At 57.6% G+C, this 18,165-nt stretch carries 18 protein-coding genes and 1 tRNA gene; 9 read left to right on the plus strand and 10 right to left on the minus strand.

What is annotated here, in order from left to right:
* Positions 1 to 64: 64 nt before the first annotated feature.
* Positions 65 to 823, minus strand: a complete 759-nt coding sequence (locus tag M504_RS07820) for a hypothetical protein (protein WP_052200514.1) — start codon at positions 821 to 823, stop codon at positions 65 to 67.
* A 165-nt stretch (positions 824 to 988) separates the two neighbouring features.
* On the opposite strand from M504_RS07820, the gene M504_RS07825 reads away from it, so the two are divergent.
* From M504_RS07825 to M504_RS07840, 4 genes are all read left to right on the plus strand, one after another.
* A complete protein-coding gene (locus M504_RS07825) occupies positions 989 to 1,729 on the plus strand; it encodes a 3-oxoacyl-ACP reductase family protein (protein WP_047493999.1) in 741 nt (246 codons plus the stop codon).
* A gap of 150 nt (positions 1,730 to 1,879) precedes the next feature.
* Positions 1,880 to 2,347, plus strand: coding sequence for a hypothetical protein (locus M504_RS07830; protein ID WP_047489851.1), 468 nt, complete (start codon positions 1,880 to 1,882; stop codon positions 2,345 to 2,347).
* Positions 2,344 to 3,009 carry a hypothetical protein gene (locus tag M504_RS07835; RefSeq protein ID WP_047489856.1) on the plus strand — a complete coding sequence of 222 codons (666 nt, stop codon included), beginning with the start codon at positions 2,344 to 2,346 and terminating at the stop codon, positions 3,007 to 3,009. Before M504_RS07830 ends, M504_RS07835 begins: the two co-directional genes overlap by 4 nt.
* Before the next feature lie 51 nt (positions 3,010 to 3,060).
* A complete protein-coding gene (locus M504_RS07840) occupies positions 3,061 to 4,398 on the plus strand; it encodes a glycoside hydrolase family 27 protein (RefSeq protein ID WP_047489860.1) in 1,338 nt (445 codons plus the stop codon).
* Positions 4,399 to 4,463: 65 nt separating this feature from the next.
* Here the strand turns inward: M504_RS07840 and M504_RS07845 are convergent, their stop codons facing one another.
* The 6 genes from M504_RS07845 to recA all read right to left on the minus strand — a co-directional run bounded on the left by M504_RS07845 (position 4,464) and on the right by recA (position 11,908).
* Positions 4,464 to 4,745 (minus strand): hypothetical protein, encoded by a 282-nt coding sequence (locus tag M504_RS07845; protein WP_198137551.1) that lies wholly within the window; start codon positions 4,743 to 4,745, stop codon positions 4,464 to 4,466.
* 168 nt (positions 4,746 to 4,913) lie between these two features.
* On the minus strand, positions 4,914 to 6,875 hold the full coding sequence (locus tag M504_RS07850) for a TonB-dependent siderophore receptor (RefSeq protein ID WP_047489863.1): 1,962 nt from the start codon (positions 6,873 to 6,875) through the stop codon (positions 4,914 to 4,916).
* 893 nt (positions 6,876 to 7,768) lie between these two features.
* The gene (locus M504_RS07855; protein WP_047489866.1) at positions 7,769 to 8,914 is read right to left on the minus strand and encodes a mannose-1-phosphate guanylyltransferase; all 1,146 of its coding nucleotides are present in this window, start codon (positions 8,912 to 8,914) and stop codon (positions 7,769 to 7,771) included.
* Between the two features lie 4 nt (positions 8,915 to 8,918).
* Positions 8,919 to 10,127: a pyridoxal phosphate-dependent aminotransferase gene (locus M504_RS07860; protein ID WP_047489869.1), complete on the minus strand. Its 1,209-nt coding sequence runs from the start codon at positions 10,125 to 10,127 to the stop codon at positions 8,919 to 8,921.
* A gap of 49 nt (positions 10,128 to 10,176) precedes the next feature.
* Positions 10,177 to 10,704: a pantetheine-phosphate adenylyltransferase gene (gene coaD, locus M504_RS07865; protein WP_047494006.1), complete on the minus strand. Its 528-nt coding sequence runs from the start codon at positions 10,702 to 10,704 to the stop codon at positions 10,177 to 10,179.
* 94 nt (positions 10,705 to 10,798) lie between these two features.
* The gene (gene recA / locus M504_RS07870; protein ID WP_052200515.1) at positions 10,799 to 11,908 is read right to left on the minus strand and encodes a recombinase RecA; all 1,110 of its coding nucleotides are present in this window, start codon (positions 11,906 to 11,908) and stop codon (positions 10,799 to 10,801) included.
* 94 nt (positions 11,909 to 12,002) lie between these two features.
* On the opposite strand from recA, the gene M504_RS07875 reads away from it, so the two are divergent.
* The 3 genes from M504_RS07875 to M504_RS07885 are packed head-to-tail and all read left to right on the plus strand — an operon-like array spanning position 12,003 to position 14,567.
* A complete protein-coding gene (locus M504_RS07875) occupies positions 12,003 to 13,454 on the plus strand; it encodes a phosphoglucomutase/phosphomannomutase family protein (RefSeq protein WP_052200516.1) in 1,452 nt (483 codons plus the stop codon).
* 1 nt (position 13,455) lies between these two features.
* Positions 13,456 to 13,902: a GyrI-like domain-containing protein gene (locus M504_RS07880; protein WP_052200517.1), complete on the plus strand. Its 447-nt coding sequence runs from the start codon at positions 13,456 to 13,458 to the stop codon at positions 13,900 to 13,902.
* Complete coding sequence (locus M504_RS07885; protein ID WP_052200518.1) at positions 13,899 to 14,567, plus strand: HAD-IA family hydrolase; 669 nt, start codon at positions 13,899 to 13,901, stop codon at positions 14,565 to 14,567. Before M504_RS07880 ends, M504_RS07885 begins: the two co-directional genes overlap by 4 nt.
* A 57-nt stretch (positions 14,568 to 14,624) precedes the next feature.
* Here the strand turns inward: M504_RS07885 and kdsB are convergent, their stop codons facing one another.
* Positions 14,625 to 15,368, minus strand: a complete 744-nt coding sequence (gene kdsB, locus M504_RS07890) for a 3-deoxy-manno-octulosonate cytidylyltransferase (protein ID WP_047494018.1) — start codon at positions 15,366 to 15,368, stop codon at positions 14,625 to 14,627.
* 128 nt (positions 15,369 to 15,496) lie between these two features.
* Between kdsB and M504_RS07895 the strand changes: the two genes are divergently transcribed.
* Positions 15,497 to 15,573, plus strand: a tRNA-Met gene (locus tag M504_RS07895).
* A 53-nt stretch (positions 15,574 to 15,626) separates the two neighbouring features.
* Positions 15,627 to 16,583 carry a TIGR00730 family Rossman fold protein gene (locus tag M504_RS07900; RefSeq protein ID WP_047489873.1) on the plus strand — a complete coding sequence of 319 codons (957 nt, stop codon included), beginning with the start codon at positions 15,627 to 15,629 and terminating at the stop codon, positions 16,581 to 16,583.
* An 89-nt stretch (positions 16,584 to 16,672) separates the two neighbouring features.
* Here M504_RS07900 and M504_RS07905 read toward each other — a convergent pair whose 3' ends face one another.
* Together M504_RS07905 and M504_RS07910 are read right to left on the minus strand one after the other, a co-directional pair.
* The gene (locus tag M504_RS07905; protein WP_052200519.1) at positions 16,673 to 17,584 is read right to left on the minus strand and encodes an alpha/beta fold hydrolase; all 912 of its coding nucleotides are present in this window, start codon (positions 17,582 to 17,584) and stop codon (positions 16,673 to 16,675) included.
* Positions 17,585 to 17,641: 57 nt separating this feature from the next.
* Positions 17,642 to 18,163 carry a hypothetical protein gene (locus M504_RS07910; RefSeq protein WP_052200520.1) on the minus strand — a complete coding sequence of 174 codons (522 nt, stop codon included), beginning with the start codon at positions 18,161 to 18,163 and terminating at the stop codon, positions 17,642 to 17,644.
* Between the last annotated feature and the right edge of the window lie 2 nt (positions 18,164 to 18,165).

Consider the following 18,165-nt stretch of genomic DNA (forward strand, 5'->3'; position numbering starts at 1 on the left):
CCTCTTCCTAAGAGCCGAAGGACATTTCTCTCACACGTCCGACGTGCAAACGATTCGGCGCACACTATCGCACATCGGCTTTCTTTTGTTCCCGCACCTCAACGGCCCTCAAACTAAAGCTGGCGACAGCAGCGGGATCAGACTTTGGACGCATGTACAAAGTGCCCAGTACTTGCCTCGCTTCAGGAGTCTGATCTCGCAACCGAAAAACAATCAACCCCGGTTCCACTTCCTTCGCCGACAACAGGTTGAAACCGCCAGTCTCCCTGCGTAACTCCATCTGCGCCGCAGCCGTCGCAGCCACAGCATCATTCGGCAAAGCATCTTCCAGGTCCGAATAACTATTCTGGTTAAACGCAGCCAACCACCGATACAACAAATGCCCCGCAGGACTATCCGGAATCAACCCCGACTGCTCTCCAAACCGAGGCAGATGCACGATCACCGTCGCATGCACATTGCTGATGCGTTGCCCCTTCTTCGCAGGCACAGGCGCATCCCCCGCATCACCCAGCACAATCGTATCCACCTGCGAAGGGTCGTCATCGTCATCATCATCCGCGTGTGAGCTACTCGAAGAAGAACCACCACCACCGCGCGCAGCACTACCACCTTCATCGCTGCGAAAGTGCCTCGCCCTGCCATGCCCCAGCCCCATGGCAACCATCGACAGAACGCCACCAGCAATCATCACCGCCAGCAGCACCGCGGAAGGCCGCATCGGCTGCCGAGCCATCACAGAAAAGCTGGGAACACTTCCACGATGCGATGTGGGAACCACCGGCGGCTGCATGCGGCGCAACTCCTCAACGCCGCGCACCATGGACATCCGCGCGGCGACAGCCCCAGTGTAGCCGCAGATCTTTTGCCATGCTGCAAGCAGCCACTCGCGACCGAGTCATCCATCAAAATCAGCCCTCTCAAATTTCAAGTGCTTTCTGGCGCGTTGAATGTTTCAATTGCACGCAAACAGTTTCAGGAGATAGTGATGGCAACTCTGACCGGCAAATCGGCTTTGGTAACAGGTGGTTCCCGCGGTATCGGCGCGGCCATTGTGCAGCGACTGGCAAAAGAAGGCGCCAAAGTAGCGTTCACCTACAGCGCCTCCAGCGAACACGCAAATCGCCTCGTTGAGCAGATTGCAAACGACGGCGGCGAAGCCATCGCCATCAAGGCCGACGCAGCTGATCAGGCAGCCGTGCGCGCATCCGTGCAACAGGCAGCAGATCACTTCGGCAAGATCGACATCCTCGTGAACAACGCGGGCATCATCGTCCTCGGTCCCATTACCGATATCAAGGAGGAAGACTTCCAACGCATTCTCGCCATCAACGTACACAGCGTCTTCACCGCAACGCAGGAAGCCGCCCGCCACATGCCAAACGGTGGACGTATCATTCACATCGGCTCAGTCAACAGCGACCGCATGCCCTTTGTCGGCGGTTCAGTCTACGCTCTCACCAAGGGCGCGATCTTCAGCTTCACCAAGGGTCTGGCGCGCGACCTCGGCCCACGCAACATCACGGTCAACAACATCCAGCCAGGGCCCATCGACACAGACGCTAACCCAGCCAACGGCCCCTTCGCAGAAACAATGCTCGGCCTCATGGCCCTCAAGCGCTACGGCAAAGGCGAAGAGATCGCAGGATTAGTCACCTACCTCGCCGGCCCCGAAGCCGGATACATCACCGGTGCCGGCATCCTGATCGACGGCGGCTTCGACGCCTGATTTGCATGGTTACTCTAAGCCAAATGATTGGCCAAGCCCTTCATGAAAAAGTAAACCTCTCATGTCCAATCTGAAGTACATTTCCCACGTGGGCAGACAGCCGCGGCTCATTGTTGCAGCAGGAAGCGGCTGTCTGCGGAGATGCAACCGATGACTCGAGCGCAACAGGGGTTTTCTTGGGACGGACACGCGACAGCGATCGCGGCAGTAGCGACGGCAACCTCGACGGCGGCCTCATTCATGAGCGACTTCCGAATGGTGGGCTACATCCTAGCGGGGACCTCGATTCTTCTGACGATTGCGGTGGCGTGGCTTCGCAGCAATGAATTGACAGGGAAACCCGTGAAGTGGTCTTTGAGGACCATCGTGTTGATCTGCTGCTGTTGTGTGGGCCTGTTGGGTTGGTCCTATTTCCATCCTCCGATAAAGGGAACGTCTGCAGGGCAGTCTGTGCAGACTCCGTTGACGACGGTGAAGCCGCCAACTCAATCTCGAGTGATCTATCAAAACGAGACATCGGGGCCGCAGTCGCCGGTGGTGACGGGTGACGGAGCAGTTGTCAACATCGGCGGCGTCGTTCCCGCGGATTCCGATAAGAAGGGAAAGAAGAAACCATGAAAGGTCATTGGTGGGTTGGCGTGGCGCTGCTGGCGGCAAGCGCAGGTGCATTGGGCCAGGGCCAGACGAAGACGTCCGGGGCGTGCAGCCCGGTAGTGACAGGCGCGCAAAGCATCGTGACGATTCGATGTGCTGGAATGTCCGAGGCGAAGGCAAATCAACTTATCGCGCTGATGAACAAGATACTGGCCGAACGGTTAGACCTGAGCGATGTGAACAAGAAGTTGGACGACCTGAGCGCGCAGATGACAGATGTCGGCTCAGCGCTGAACCCTATGGCCGGGGCACCAATCGACGTGGTGAAGCTGTACGAAGAAGGCCAGGATTTGGCTCAAAAGGTGCAGAGTCTGCAGATGGAGTGGAATGGCAGGCACACAGACGCCACCGTGGCGAGCATGCAAAAGGGGCAGCAGAATGCCGCGGAGAGTACCGCTGCGATTGATGCGGAGGAGTCGCAGAAGTATCGAACAACTTTGGAAACGAGGTTGGTGACCTGGCGGAAGCGGGTCCAGGTGTATCTGCCGAACTACCAGAGCAGCGTGAAGTACAGCGATGTGACCACGACGCGGCGTTTGATGGATGTGTATGTGGACATGATGCAAATCGGTCAAGCCTACCAGCAGAAGCGGCAAAACGAGATGCTCGAGAAAAGGGCGCAGTAAGAGCCAATCTCACCAACGCAAAGTTCCCCATCTCACGACGAAGGATGCATCGTGCACACCAACTGGAAACGAATCGCATTCTTCGCCGCCGTTCTCGCCAGCTTCGCAACACCCCTCACGCCCGCACAACAACTCGCTCCAACACCACCGATGGGGTGGAACAGCTGGGATTCCTATGGAACAACAGTCCGCGAATCAGAGGTCAAGGCAAATGCAGATGCTATGGCCACGCTGAAGCGCTTCGGCTGGGAATACATCGTCGTTGACATTCAATGGTATGAACCCAATGCAAAGGCTCATGGCTATCGCGCAGGCGCGCAGCTCGCCATGGACAGCAATGGTCGACTCGTACCAGCAGTCAATCGCTTTCCCTCCGCGAAGGATGGTGCCGGCTTCAAGCAGTTAGCGACCTATGTCCACAGCAAAGGATTGAAATTCGGAATTCACATCATGCGCGGCATCCCGCGGCAGGCGGTCGCGCAGAACACGCCCATCATGGGCACAGCATTTCACGCCGCAGACGTTGCAGATCGCAACAGTGTCTGCACCTGGAACACCGACATGTACGGTGTCGACATGACAAAGCCCGGAGCCCAGGCCTACTACGATTCACTCGTCGCCATGTATGCAGGCTGGGGCGTCGATTTCATCAAGGCCGACGACATGCTCCGTCCCTATCACGATGCAGAGATTGAAGGTCTTCACAAAGCCATCGCGCATTCGGGCCGCCCCATCGTACTAAGCCTCTCGCCCGGCCCCGCCCCTGTTGATAAAGTCGTGTCACTCCGTACAAACGCGCAGATGTGGCGAATCGAGGATGACCTATGGGACGACTGGAAGTCAGTCAGGAACATGGCTTCTCGAATGGAGAACTGGTGGCAACTCGTCGAGCCTGGACATTGGCCCGACGCCGACATGCTTCCTCTTGGACACATCGGTATCCGCGCCGAACGAGGAGATGACCGCCAATCGCGGCTGACGCAGGACGAACAGAAGACGATGATGACTCTCTGGGGCATCGCGCGTTCTCCGCTCATGTTCGGTGGCGACCTTGCCACGCTTGATCCATTCACGCGCAGCCTGCTTACAAATGCCGACGTGCTCGCGATAAATCAACACGGCACCGGAAACAAACTGGCCTACAAAGAAAAAGACGTTCGCATATGGACAGCTCGAACAACAAAGGGTGGCGCGTCCGACTACATCGCGATGATCAACTTAGGAGATCAACCCATCGAGCAGGATCTGCCATGGGCCAGCATCGGGATCACAAACCCCAACAAGCCTCTGCGAGACACGTGGACCGGCACAACGTTACCGGCGAGCCAGACGCTGCACATCCGCCTCAATCCCCACGCATCCATGCTCCTCTCAACTAAGAGCAAATAAAAACTCACGAACATCTCACACCTGAGATCAAAGCGCACAAAGTCATAATCGCTTCGAGGTGATTTTCACGACGCGATACGTTGCACGGACTTATCACCCGACGACCTCAGCCACGTCACAGAAGCGAATGCGCCCAGCCATGATCCTACGGCGGCGAAGACGACGTAGACCCAATGTCTCGTGTAGCTAATGACCGCGAACGCCGAGAGAAGATACCAAAGGCTGCTCCAGGTGGCTGCCCTGACTCGCATGCGCGAGGCGACAGCAGCGGTGAATAGCACATACACAGCATCCGTAGCGGCTGTCGACGCCACAACGGCGAGCGCAAGCATGGGTTGAACGATCATAAGTCGAGTCCCTCTTGCTAGGCAGTATGGGACAGCCCCTTCGGCTTGTCGCGACAAATGTCGGCTGATGTCCCACTCATAGCACTGCCGAGTGTCCACCGAGACCCTATCGCAGTCAGGAATGGGGTTGGCATTGCGCTAGATATCGGCGTTTTTCGATACTAATGCTCAAAAGCTCGCACGAATGCCTCCGTTGAAGACACGTCCATCCAGTGGAGCCCAGGCATCCGTAGTCCATCTGCCGTCGGGTCCACGGGAAGGGCGGAGCAGTGGGTCATACTTCGTCTGGCGAACGTTCCCCAAGTCCTCAGCGTTCACGTATGCCTTGAACCGCCCAAGCCGTTTCTCAACCAGAAAACCGAACAACACATAAGCCCTTGATTGCGTGCGATACGGATTGTCGTCCAAGCGTTGTGTTCCGGTGTAATAGGCTTCAACTCCAATGCGGGCAACATTCTCTCGCTCCCAGGTTCCGACAAGGCCAGCACTGTGCCGAGGGGTGAGCTCCACATCCTGCCGAACCGCGCCGGGCTTCTCTCGCGCCTGCGTGTACGTGTAGGAAGCGACGGCTGAAAATTTTCCGCTACGCCAGTTCGCCACGTTCTCAACTCCGATGTTCTGGGTGGGATCGGCAAGATTGCGTAGCGTATACGCAGTCTGTTGCTCGGTATAGAGCGGATGGTGAACATTCGAGGTGAACAACGTACTCGTTGCTGTCCAATGAGCCCAACTTCGAGTGAGATCGAACGTAAGCCCACGGCCACGCTCCACAAATAGCGGTCGTATGACTGTCAGCCTTCTCAGGCCCGCAGCTTCCGTGTCCTCCGTCAATGCACTTGGAGTTGAGAAGCCTTGTCCCAGTGACAGGCGGCTCGTCCATCCGTGACCCCGCATCAATGCAGCAAATCGCGGGCTGAAGAGCGTGCCGTATTGGCTGTGGAAGTCGGCACGCGCTCCGAATGACACCGTTAGCCAGCTTGCCGCTTGTATGTCGTCCTGCACGAAGATACCGGGATTGCGGTAGGTGTAGCGATAGACTGGCACATCCTTGGGACGGTACGCATCGCGCTCATATGCACCTCCGGCTACCCACGACTGCTTGCCATGCACACCACGCACCGACGCCTCTCCAAACAACAACTCGTGACGGTCTCGTTCCAGATCGTCGCCAAACAAGTGGCGGTGCTGCTGGCTTGAATACGATCCACGCAGCGTGAGCACATACTTGCTGGCTGCGAGCAACTGCGATGAAACGCCGATATCTTCTCGAAGACTGTGCAGTGATTCGATGTATGGCAGTCCCGTTACCGGTAGGGTGCGTCCTGGCATGGTCCCGCCAGTACGATCCTCGTAGGTCACTCCGCTGGTGACTAAGCCGCTCGAACCTTTACCCGTATCCCAGAACAAGCGAGGCCGAACAACGCCGCGATCATACCCCGCGACATCGGCCCATCCGTCGTCGTTGAGATCACGAGCAATCTGCCAGTTGCCCATGCCCAACAGAGATCCACTGGTGTGGTTCGAGAGCTTGCCATCCATGTAAGCCGATACGTCAGTGCCCCCCAGCGTTGTCTGGTTCACGATGAACTCTCGTGCCGGTTTGTCTTGCGGCCGTCTCGTGGTCAGATTCACCACGCCACCCATCGCGCCAGCCCCGTACAACGCTGATGCAACGCCCTTGATGATTTCGACACGCCCAAGATCAACGGGCGGCATTTGCAGGAGCCCGAGGCCGCCGCCCTGTTGCCCGAAGAGTGGCAGACCATCAGCAAGAAAGCGCGTGTAACGGCCCTTCATGCCCTGGATGCGGACGGTAGAAGATCCGAGCGAAGGCGATGTGTTCTGCACACGGATGCCGCTGGTCTCGTTCAACATCATCACGATGTTGCCGGGGGTCATCATCGTCTTCTCATCCACTTCTTCCTGATCCAGCAACTCCACGCGAGTTGGCTGATCTTCCAGTCGACCCTCGGTACGGGTCGCGTATACCGTTACCTGTTGCTGCACGGTCTCAGGTTTTTCCTGTGTCTCAGAAGAGGGCTTGCTGGGTGGTGTAGTTTGCGCGTAGATGTGGGGACTCAACGGCAAGCAGATAGCTGCTGCCGCGCACGCAGTTGCGAGAATACGCATGGGTTCTCCAAAGTTCGAGTGAGTGTCTTGCGCTCAAGGGCGCACGAGGGCCACTACGAAACGATGGAAAGGCGGGGAGGGCGAAAGTGAACGGAAGGACGAACGAGTTCGTGTTCAACCTTTTCGGGCATCACTGCTTCAGAAACCCGCTCCTGTTGCATCTGCACCAGAAAATGCGTCGGCAGTACTTGCAATAGGCAGCAAGAGCAAGCACCGTCACAGTGATCTGCAGGGAACAGTTGAACTGCCGCGACTGCGTGCTGGGTCGAAACCGCTCGCTGAACTGGTAATTTTCCATCGCAAGCGGTGCATTCTGCAGGACAAAGCGCAAACAGGATCACCATAACGCACAACAGCCAGCCCATCAGGCGCTTGCGACATGTGGTGTGTCCTTGCACGTCTCAAGCATAGCCGAAAGCAACAAAGCGAATTCCCGACTAGCGGGCAGAAGTAACGACAAGCCGGCTTATCGTCCTCGACTGTCGACAACAGGGGATGCACACATACACAGGATCAAACCACCCTTCGCTCACGGTTCGAGAAGAAATCCTTTGGATCGAACCAGCCGCATGACCGCCGTTGACGCTCGCCGACTTGAAACGTAGTAGCTGTCCCACGCCGAAGGCGTCGAGAACAGCACGGAGTGATGTCAAGCCCCTATCCCACCCAACACCAACAAACCAAAAGACATACAGTTGGCATACTATTTCCACCAAACCTCTAGAATAGAAATAGAGAGAAAAGGGCCGCGCAAATGGGCGGCCCTAACTCATTTAGAAAGACGATTTTGCCCCTAACCCCAATGGGCAGACGATTTTACAGCCATCAAAATCGTAACCCGTTTAGAAAGACGATTTTAGAAAAACAGGGGGAGGGGGGTACCCCATCACTACCTAAATCAAATCCAGACGTTGCCGCTTCGTAAGCTCACTTACAACACGCCCAACTTCCTGCGAATGCGCGCGGGTCGTAATCAGGATCGCATCGTCCGTCTCCACCACAACCAGATCGCTCACACCCAACAACGCAACCGTCTTACCCGGCGAATAGACGTAGTTGCCAAACGCCTCGAGATGCAACGCCTGGTCGCACTCCACAATGTTGCCGTGACCGCGACTTACTCCGCCTTTCGCCATGGCATGCTCGTGCAGAGCCGTCCATGAACCCAGATCGTTCCAGCCGAAATCGGCAGGCAGGCAATAGATGTTGCTCGCCGCACCCTTCGCGGAACGTGGCTCCAGCACTGCGTAGTCAATGGAGATGTTCTCAACCTTCGGATACTCGGCAGCAAACACCGCCTCGAACTCCGGCGTTCCGTAAGCTGCGGCAATCGTCTCCAACGGTCCAGCAACCGCAGGCCGATGCTCGCGGATAGCATTCGCCAGCGTCTTCGCCGACCACAGGAAGATGCCCGCATTCCAGGCATAATTCCCGTCCGCCAGGAACTCGATGGCACGGTCGATCTGCGGCTTCTCCGTGAACCGCTGCACGCAGCGCGCCGTCATTCCCAGATCGGCGAACTCGGCCGCTACAGTTCCCTGCTTGATGTAGCCGTAACCCGTCTCCGGACGCGTCGGCGGCGCACCCAGCACCACAATGTTCTCGCCCGCCGCGGCAATCTGCATGGCTGCATGGATCACCTGCTGGAAGCGCTCATCATCCGTCACCACATGGTCCGACGGAAAGACACCCAGAATCGTCTCCGGCGCGGTCCGCTCCACAATCATGGCCGCCAGCGCGCAAGCCGGAGCCGTATTCCGCGCCATCGGCTCGCACAGGATGCGGCTGTGAGGAATCTCCGGCAACTGCTCCCGAATCGTCCCAACCAGCAACCCGTTGGTGATCACCAGGAAGTCATCCGCAGGAGCCAGCGGCAGCAACCGCGCCACCGTCTCCTGGATCATGGTCTCCGTGCCGCCGGACAGCGCCAGCACCTGCTTCGCCCGCGACTTCCGCGAGCGTGGCCAGAACCGTGTACCGCTACCACCGGCAAGCACCAGCGGCGTAAGCTTCAGGGACTTCGTCACGGAGTCGCTCATAGGTTTATGCCAGCCCCGCGAAGAAGGTACGCATACGTTCAATGCCCTTGTCGATCACGTCTGCCGATGTGGCATACGAGAACCGCAGATGATGCTCCGTACCAAACGCCTCACCCGGCACGCACACCACATGGGCCTCGTTGAGCAGCCGCGACGCCACCTGCGACGCCGTCGCCGCGCCTTCGCGTCCCAGGAACGCCGAGATGTTCGGGTATACGTAGAACGCGCCCTGCGGCACGGTGCAGGTCAGCCCCGGGATGGTCGCAAACCCGGCCAACATGCGGTCACGCAGCTTGATGTAGTCCACCTTCATGTCCTCGACGCACTGCTGCGACGCAGTCAGTGCTGCCACCGAAGCATACTGCACTGGCGTGGACACATTGCTGGTGCTCTGCGACTGCAGCTTGGCGATAGAGGCAACAATAGCCTTCGGCCCGAGGGCGAATCCTGCACGCCAGCCCGTCATAGCATAGGTCTTGGACAACGTACCCAACACCACCACATGCTCCTTGCAGTCCGTGAACGAGCCACCGCTCACCGGCTTACCGATGAAGTTCAGGTAGGTGTAGCACTCGTCCAGCAGCATGTAGATGCCCTTGCGGTGTGCCAGGCGGATGATCGCCTCCACATCCCCGGCGCTCATCACGGCGCCAGACGGGTTTGAGGGCGAGTTCAGGATGATGGCCTTCGTGCGGTCAGTAATAGCCGCCTCGATCATGGCCGGCGTCACCCGGAAGTTGTCCGCCTCGTTGGTCTGCACAAACACCGGCGTACCACCCGCGAACTGGATGATGTCCTTGTACGACACCCAGTACGGCACCGGCACAATCACCTCATCGCCATGGTCCACCAGGCACTCAATGGCGTTGAACAGTGCCTGCTTGCCACCCGTGGCAAAACAGCATTCCTCCGGCGTGTAGTTGGATCCGAAGTCTGCTGCATGGCGATCCACCACTGCACGACGCACCTCGGGGATACCCGCCACCGCCGTGTACTTGGTGTAGCCCTTCTCAATCGCCTCAATCGCGGCGCGCTTGATGTGTTCCGGGGTCTGAAAATGCGGTTCGCCAGCACCAAAGTCGGCCAGATCAATACCACTTTGTTTCAGGCGGAGCGCCTCCGCCGTAATGGCCATGGTGGCCGACACTTCAATACGGTTGATGCGATCAGAGAAGGTCTTCTTCCCTGTAAGGACTTCAGCGGCTGCGCTCATGGCTCCGATTCTAACGGAGCCACACAGACTTTGCCTGAATGAAAGGCATTTACACCTCGCCTGGAACCTCGCCGCCAAGTGAAGCCGTGTGTGCGGCTCGCTTCTCCTGCAATCGCCGTAGCACCAATGGCGGCACCAGTTCGCTGATATCGCCGTTGAGCTGATACACACCTTTAATCAGCCGCGACGAAACATACGTGTACTTCTCCGCAGGCATCATGAAGACCGTCTCCAACGACTTGTCCAGCTTGCGATTCATCATGGCCATCTGGAACTCATACTCGTAATCCGAAATAGCGCGAATGCCGCGCAATACCGCGCTGGCCTGCTTCGCCCTCGCGAAGTCAACCAGAAGGCCGTCGAACGTCTCCACGGTGACATTGCCGAGCGGAGCCGTCACCTCCCTCAGCATCTCCGCGCGTTCTTCGGTGGTGAACAAGGGGACACCTTTGCTGGTGTTGCGCAATACAGCGACCACCAACTCATCAAAGATCTTCGCCCCACGGCTGATCAGGTCCAAGTGGCCGTTCGTCGGTGGATCGAAGGTGCCGGGGTAGATGGCGCGGATAATTCCCATGACAAAGGAAGCATACCCGACCAGGTCGCTAGCCGCTGCAAACAACAGAAAGGGCCGCAGTTTGCGGCCCTTTCTGTTGACGTTTTTGCAATAACTACTTCCGCGAAGGCTTAACGGCCTCCTGCGCCTTTTCCTCACCATCCGCAGGTGCAGCAGGAATCGGAGCAGTCGAAGATGAACCGATGTTCAGCTTGGCACGAAGCTCAGCGTCCATGCGCCGGAAGACTTCCGGATTGGACTTGAGGAAGTTACGCACATTTTCGCGTCCCTGGCCGATGCGTTCTCCAGCGTAGCTGTACCAGGCGCCGCTCTTTTCCACGATGTTGTTCACCACGGCAAGATCCAGCACGTCACCTTCACGAGAGATGCCTTCGCCGTACAGAATGTCGAACTCCGCTTCGCGGAAGGGCGCAGCAACCTTGTTCTTCACGATCTTGGTCTTCGTACGAGAGCCAACGACAACGTCGCCTTCCTTCACCGCACCAATGCGGCGAATGTCAATACGGACAGACGAGTAAAACTTCAGCGCGCGACCGCCTGTGGTGGTTTCCGGGTTGCCGAACATGACGCCGATCTTTTCGCGAATCTGGTTGATGAAGATCAGGCAGGTACGGCTCTTTGCCACGGTGCCGGTCAGCTTACGCAGCGCCTGCGACATCAATCGTGCCTGCAGGCCGACGTGCGAGTCACCCATTTCGCCATCGAGTTCCGCCTTGGGAACCAGCGCAGCAACAGAGTCGACCACGAGAATGTCAATCGCGCCAGAGCGCACCAGAGCTTCTGTAATTTCCAGCGCCTGCTCGCCATAATCTGGCTGCGAGATGAGCAGGTTATCCGTGTCTACGCCGAGTTTGCGCGCGTAGACGGGATCAAGCGCGTGTTCCGCGTCGACGAACGCGGCCAGACCACCGGCCTTCTGCGCCTCTGCAATGATCTGCAGGGTGATGGTCGTTTTACCCGAAGATTCAGGGCCGTAAATCTCAACTACACGGCCACGCGGTACACCGCCCACACCCAGTGCTGCGTCGAACGAGATCGAGCCGGTAGAGATGACGGAGATGGGAACAATGGCATCCTTCGCGCCCAGGCGCATGATGGAACCCTTGCCAAACTGCTTTTCAATGCCCGCCAGGGCAAGTTCTACGGCTCTGCTGCGTTCGTCCACGGCCACGCGATCTATCTCCTCAATTTCAGTGAACCTCATCCTAGCATCCGTCGCCGCCGCATGGCAAAGAAAAAGCGAAGTAATTCCATACACCCAAAATCATCGGACGGGTCTATAAAATCAGGAAGCCACTATGAGCGAAGCCACTTCCAGCGCCCCCTTCTCCAGTCCGGTCAAGTTTGGAACCGACGGCTGGCGCGGCATCATTGCCGACGACTTCACCTACGCCAACGTCCGCATCGCCGTCCGCGCCATTGCCAATTACGTGCTGGCGCACGAAGACGCATCGAAGGGTGTGTGCATTGGTTACGACACCCGCTTCGGCTCGCCGCAATTCGCGCGCGTGGCAGCACAGGTGTTGAGCGAAGCCGGTATTCCCGTGTTGCTGGCGAAAGATGTCACCGCAACGCCCGCACTCAGCTACGGCGTGGCACATCGCAAGGCTGCGGGCGGCATCATGATCACTTCGTCGCACAATCCGGCGCAATGGAATGGCGTGAAGTACAAGGCCAGCTACGGCGGTTCGGGTTCGCCGAGCATCATCAAGAGCATCGAGACCTATCTTGGTAAAGACGTCCCCGTGGCCGCCACACCCGCTGCCATTACCGAAGTGGATTTCATGCCCGACTACATCGCAGCGGTAGAAGCATTCGCCGATCTGCCGTTGATCGCCAAATCGAAGCAGCGCTTCCTCATCGACAGCATGTTTGGCGCTGGCGCAGGTGTGCTGAAAGGCATCTTTGAACGCGCTGACGTGGACTGCATTGAGATTCGCTCAGAGCGCAATCCCCTCTTTCCGGGCATCAACCCCGAACCCATCCTGCCGCACATTGCGCTGACGCAGAAGAAAGTCGTTGAAGAGAAGTGCGCAGCCGGCCTTATCACCGACGGCGACGCAGACCGCATCGGCTCCGTCGACGAACACGGCAACGTGGTCGATGCGCACAAGATTTTCTCCATCCTGTTGTGGTGGCTGCTGGAAAAGAAGAAGTGGCCGGGCGAGATCACGCGTGCCTTCAACACCACCAAGATGCTTGATCGCATCGCCGCGAAATACGGCCGCAAACTCCACGAGCATGGCATCGGCTTCAAATATGTCTGTGACTTAATGCTGACGGAAGACATCCTCATCGGCGGCGAAGAATCGGGCGGCGTTGGCATCAAGCGCCATCTGCCTGAGCGTGACGGCATCCTGAATGCGCTGCTACTCGCAAACGTAATGGCAGAAGAAGGCAAGACACTGGGCGAACTCGTCGCCATGTTGCAGAGCGAATTCGGCGAGCACCAGTACGGCCGTATCGACATGCACATCGACGACCGCTTGAAAAAGTCTGCCATCGATCGCGCATCGAGCGGACTCACGGAAATCGCCGGCTACCGCATTCTCAAGACCGAGGACATGGACGGCATCAAGTTCTTCCTCGACAATCCGGAAGCAAAATCCAAGTCCAATGCTGCCGAAACATGGCTGCTGTTGCGCGCCTCCGGAACCGAGCCACTACTGCGTGTTTACAGCGAATCCACCTCGCAGGAAGCCGTGCACAAGATCCTTAAAGCAGCGGAACAATTCGTATTGGAGGGCTAACTTGGCCTCCGACGGATTTGAAAAGATCACCCCTCGGCGCATCGCAGGCATCTCTGCGCGATGCGTCAATAGCCAGCCTGAAGCCATCCACGCACTGTGGGCGCAGTACACACAACAGGACATTCCCACGCGGTTGCAAGGCAGCGGTATGTACGCTGTGTACTTCGAGTACGAGAGTGACTTTTCAGGGCCATACACACTGTTGCTCGGACAGCATGTTGAGGACGATGCGCCATTGCCGGAAGGCATGCGCGATGTTTTTCTGGAGCCCGGAGACTATGCCGTGTTCGACGCCGTCGGACCATTTCCCCAAAGCATCGTCGATGCGTGGTCTCGCATTTGGAACAGCAGTCTTCAACGAACGTACCGAACCGATTTTGAAATGTATCTGGGACCGGAGCGCGCAAGCATCTTCGTAGGCGCCTGGGAGAGTGAGAACTTGTTGTGAGTAAGATTCAGGTGCAGGCGCAAGGCCTGCTTTTCGATATGGACGGCGTTCTCATCAGTTCCATTGCATCGGCCACACGATGCTGGAAACGCTGGGCCAAGCTGTATAAGGTGCCGAACGCGGACAACTTCGTCCTTCCACACGGTCGTCCCGCACGCGACATCGTCATCATGCTTCGCCCCGACATTGATCCGGACGAAGGCCTTCGCGTCATCGAAGACATGGAGATTGAAGACGTAGGCGACATCGAAGTATTGCCCGGTGTGCGTGAATTGCTCGCAAGCCTACCGCCCGATCGCTGGACGGTGGTCACCTCCTGCACGCGCCGCCTGCTGGAAGCTCGACTGAGAGCAGCAGGCCTGCCGGAACCGCCCAGGCTCGTCTCCGCAGACGATATTTCCAGGGGAAAGCCTGATCCCGAACCCTACATTCGCGGCGCTGAAGCGCTTGGTCTGAAACCCGAGGATTGCATCGTGGTGGAAGACGCCGTATCTGGCGTGGAAAGTGGTATTGCTGCTGGCTGCCGCGTGCTTGCCGTCCTTAGCTCCACACCACGTGCAGAACTCAAGGCAGCCACATGGATCGCCCGCTCGCTGGCAATCGTAAAGGTCACATCCGATGCTGATGGCCTGCAAGTGGACATCCCGCTGGCAAGAAAGAACTAGCCGCCAACAAAGCGAAGAACAAAGGGCGGCGCTCACCATGAGTGCTGCCCTTTCGTTTTAGACACCGAATCGTTCCCGCAACAAAGCTTCCACCCGCGGGACGTCGGCCTCAATGTCCACACCCACCGTATCGAACTCCACGGCCTCAACGTACAGCGCCAGCCCGTTCTCCAGCAGCCGCAACTGTTCCAGCCGCTCCGTCTGCTCAAGAGGACTGGCCGCCAGCGTGCCAAAGCGCAGCAGCGCATCGCGACGATACGCATACAGTCCCAGATGCTTCCAGTACGTGGCCTTACCCGCTCCATCGCGGTCGTACGGAATGGTGGCACGCGAGAAATACAACGCACGGCCATCGGTCGCATGCACGACCTTCACAGCATTCGGATTCTGGATGTTCTCCGGCGCGCAAAGCGTCTTCACCGTGCTGCATTCCACATGCATGCCACGCGAAAACGGACGCAGCAACGCATCAATGTGTTCCGGCTTCAGCAGCGGCTCATCGCCTTGAATATTCACGTAGATGTCCGCCTCGCGCTCCAGTGCCACCGCACGCATGCGGTCGGTTCCGCTGGGCAGCGCGGCGTCTGTCATCTGCCACTGCCATCCGTGCGTGCGGCAAAGCTCGCCAACCTCCTCAGAATCCGTAGCAACGACGACTTCCTGTAGCTGCGGGCACCGCAATGCGGCCTCCACTACCCACTGCAGCATGGGTTTACCTAATAATGGGCGCAGCACCTTCCCAGGAAGGCGCGTGGAGGCGAGGCGGGCGGGAATTACTCCCAAAATGCGTGTTTCACTCATGCGTGCAGTCATCCGGACAACGGCAATTTGAGCCGAAGCCCGACTTCCAGTAAACTACATCGAGTGCCCCCGCGCGTTTCTGGCCTGGCTCCCCGCCGCCCAAGCGCAAGGCACGTCCCACACACCATGGCGGTGTAGCTCAGATGGTTAGAGCGACGGACTCATAACCCGTAGGTCACTGGTTCGATTCCAGTCACCGCCACCACTCTTTCACAACAGTTTTCGCGTCACCATCCCATGGTGCATCCTAGGTAACGGATGACAAACCTTCCCGTTCCCGAAACTCTGCTGGATCAGGCCCCACTGGCCTACGAAAATGACGACTTCCTGAAAACGCCGGATGCGCGCATCTTCCGCATCATGGCCGAATACCAGGAACCGATGACGCGTTTTCGCCGCGAACGCATCCAGGACACCGTGGTCTTCTTCGGCTCTGCGCGATTTGCCGCACTGGACGTGGCGAACCATGAGATGGAGCTGCTGGCGAACTCCTATGCCAATCATCCCGCACCTCCCGAGGAACAGCCCGACGCCTCACCAGAAGCAAGCGATCTGCAGCGCAAGCGCGCAGCCGCAGCAGTGGAGATGGCCCGCTATTACGAAGACGCGCGCAAACTCGCCTACATGCTCACGGAGTGGTCGAAGGACCTCCCTGGTCGACGCCATCGTTTCGTGGTGTGCAGCGGCGGTGGTCCCGGCATTATGGAAGCGGCCAATCGCGGCGCATATGAAGCGGGCGGCAAGACCATTGGCCTGAACATCGCTCTGCCATTTGAGCAGCGACCAAATCCATACATCACGCCTGCGCTGAACTTCCAGTTCCATTACTTCTTCATGCGCAAGTTCTGGTTCGCCTACCTGGCAAAGGCACTTGTTGTCTTCCCTGGAGGCTTTGGCACGCTGGACGAAATGTTTGAGCTGCTAACACTCGCGCAAACCCACAAGATGGCCAAGGAGATGACCATCATCATCTACGGCCGCTCGTACTGGAACGGCGTCATCAACCTGGATTTGCTTGCAGAAAAGGGTGCCATCTCTGTCGGCGATACAGACCTCTTTCGCTTTGCCGACACGCCGGAAGAGGCGTTCGCCATTCTGCAAGAGGGTCTGCAAAAGTATCTCTCCGCGTCCGGTTCGAACGAACGCGTTCCCGACACACCAGCACCGAGCGCACAGGAATTGCTGGGGCCAGATATCTCCGCCACGCGCTCATAAATTCTTATCCTTTGAGCAAAGAACAGCAGCGGCATTGCAGAGATGCAATGCCGCTGAACTTTTAGACAAGAACGTGAGCTGAAACGGATTTACTTCATGCTCAGAAAGTCTTCGACAGCCTTCACAAACTTCTGTGGCTGCTCCAGCGAAGGTATGTGCCCACTTTCATCAACGGTAACCAGCCTCGCCTGTGGAATCGCCTTCGCAAAAGCCTGTCCTGTTGCAATCGGCACAAGGGTATCCTGCGCGCCCCACACGACCAACGTCGGAATCGTAATGCTGGAAGCCTTCTCGCCCAAAGCCTCCCCACGCACTGCAGGATTTCCGGTGAACGCACTCGTCGCCATCGCGTCATCGGCCGCCAGCTTCGTGATGAAACGACGCCGTGCAACCTCTTCCGTGATCCACGACTTGTTATAGAAAACCGCTCGCAGCCCCGTAACAACGTCGCCCACAGTGCTTACTGAAAAATGAACACCGGCATTCGAAGAAAGCACGTTCTCCGGCACGGTGAGGCCGACAGCATCTTCCAGGATCAATCGAGTTGGCTTAGGAAACGTGCTTCCAGAAGTCAATGACTGTTGCGCATACGCAGCAGCGGTCCATCCCCCAAGCGATTCACCAAGCAGATCAAAATGCATAATTCCCTGCGTGCGCAAAAACTCTGCAAGGAAGTCAACGTAGGTCTGCACGCGATATGCAATTAGCGGCTTAGCGCTTTGCCCCGCGCCAATCTGATCCAACGCAATTACGCGATAGTGTTTTGCCAACAACGGAAGAGACGGGCCAAAGTCCACATCGGCCTGCGAACCATAACCATGCAACAGCACCAGCACGGGCTCACCAGCCTTGGCAGCACCCATGTCGTAATAGGCAATCTCTTGTCCGAAGACGCGTGTGTGTTTTTGTGCAGGAAGCGGACGACCGAAAATATCGGCGTTCTGTGCAAAGGCTGCGGAAGATGCGAGGAGGCAGGCTGCGAGGCAGAGTATTGTCTTCATTATGTTTAGTGGCCGCCTTCATCCGAAGGTCGTCCCTCTTGCACTCAAGATTACACCCTACTCTCGTTGCAACGGTGTAAACAGAAACTGCACGATCAGTTTTGGAGCCAGCAGAAGATCGCGTGCAAACGAACGCTGTTCGCCAATCACAAACGCGCCACGGCGCATTGCAAACCAGTTAAATCCTGATGCGAACGATGCAAACACAAACGAAGCAATCAGCCCAGTGCGCATATGCTGCGTTCCCATCGCGCGATGCACTGATGCCTGTGCAGTCAACAGCACTGACGGAATCCCAAGCCACACCACGAACGCCGTTTTCCTGACAGGCTCCGCATGGCGCAGTCGCTGTAGCGCCGCACCCGCTACACCCGCCGCGAATGTGCCGTACACAAACTCCGTCAACACCGCCTTTGCTGCGGCATGGTGCGTACGGTGAAGATTTGCGAAAAGGAAAAATAAACTACGCAGAATTGCGGAGAAGGACGCGGCCTTCCAGTTCCATCCGCGTAGCAGCCTCAGCGGATGGCGCAACATCTCTGTCAACACACGATGAAGCGGAACGGGATCGTTCGACATAA

Origin of the sequence: Terriglobus sp. TAA 43 (genome assembly GCF_000800015.1) — a bacterium.
Taxonomy (GTDB): Bacteria; Acidobacteriota; Terriglobia; order Terriglobales; family Acidobacteriaceae; genus Terriglobus.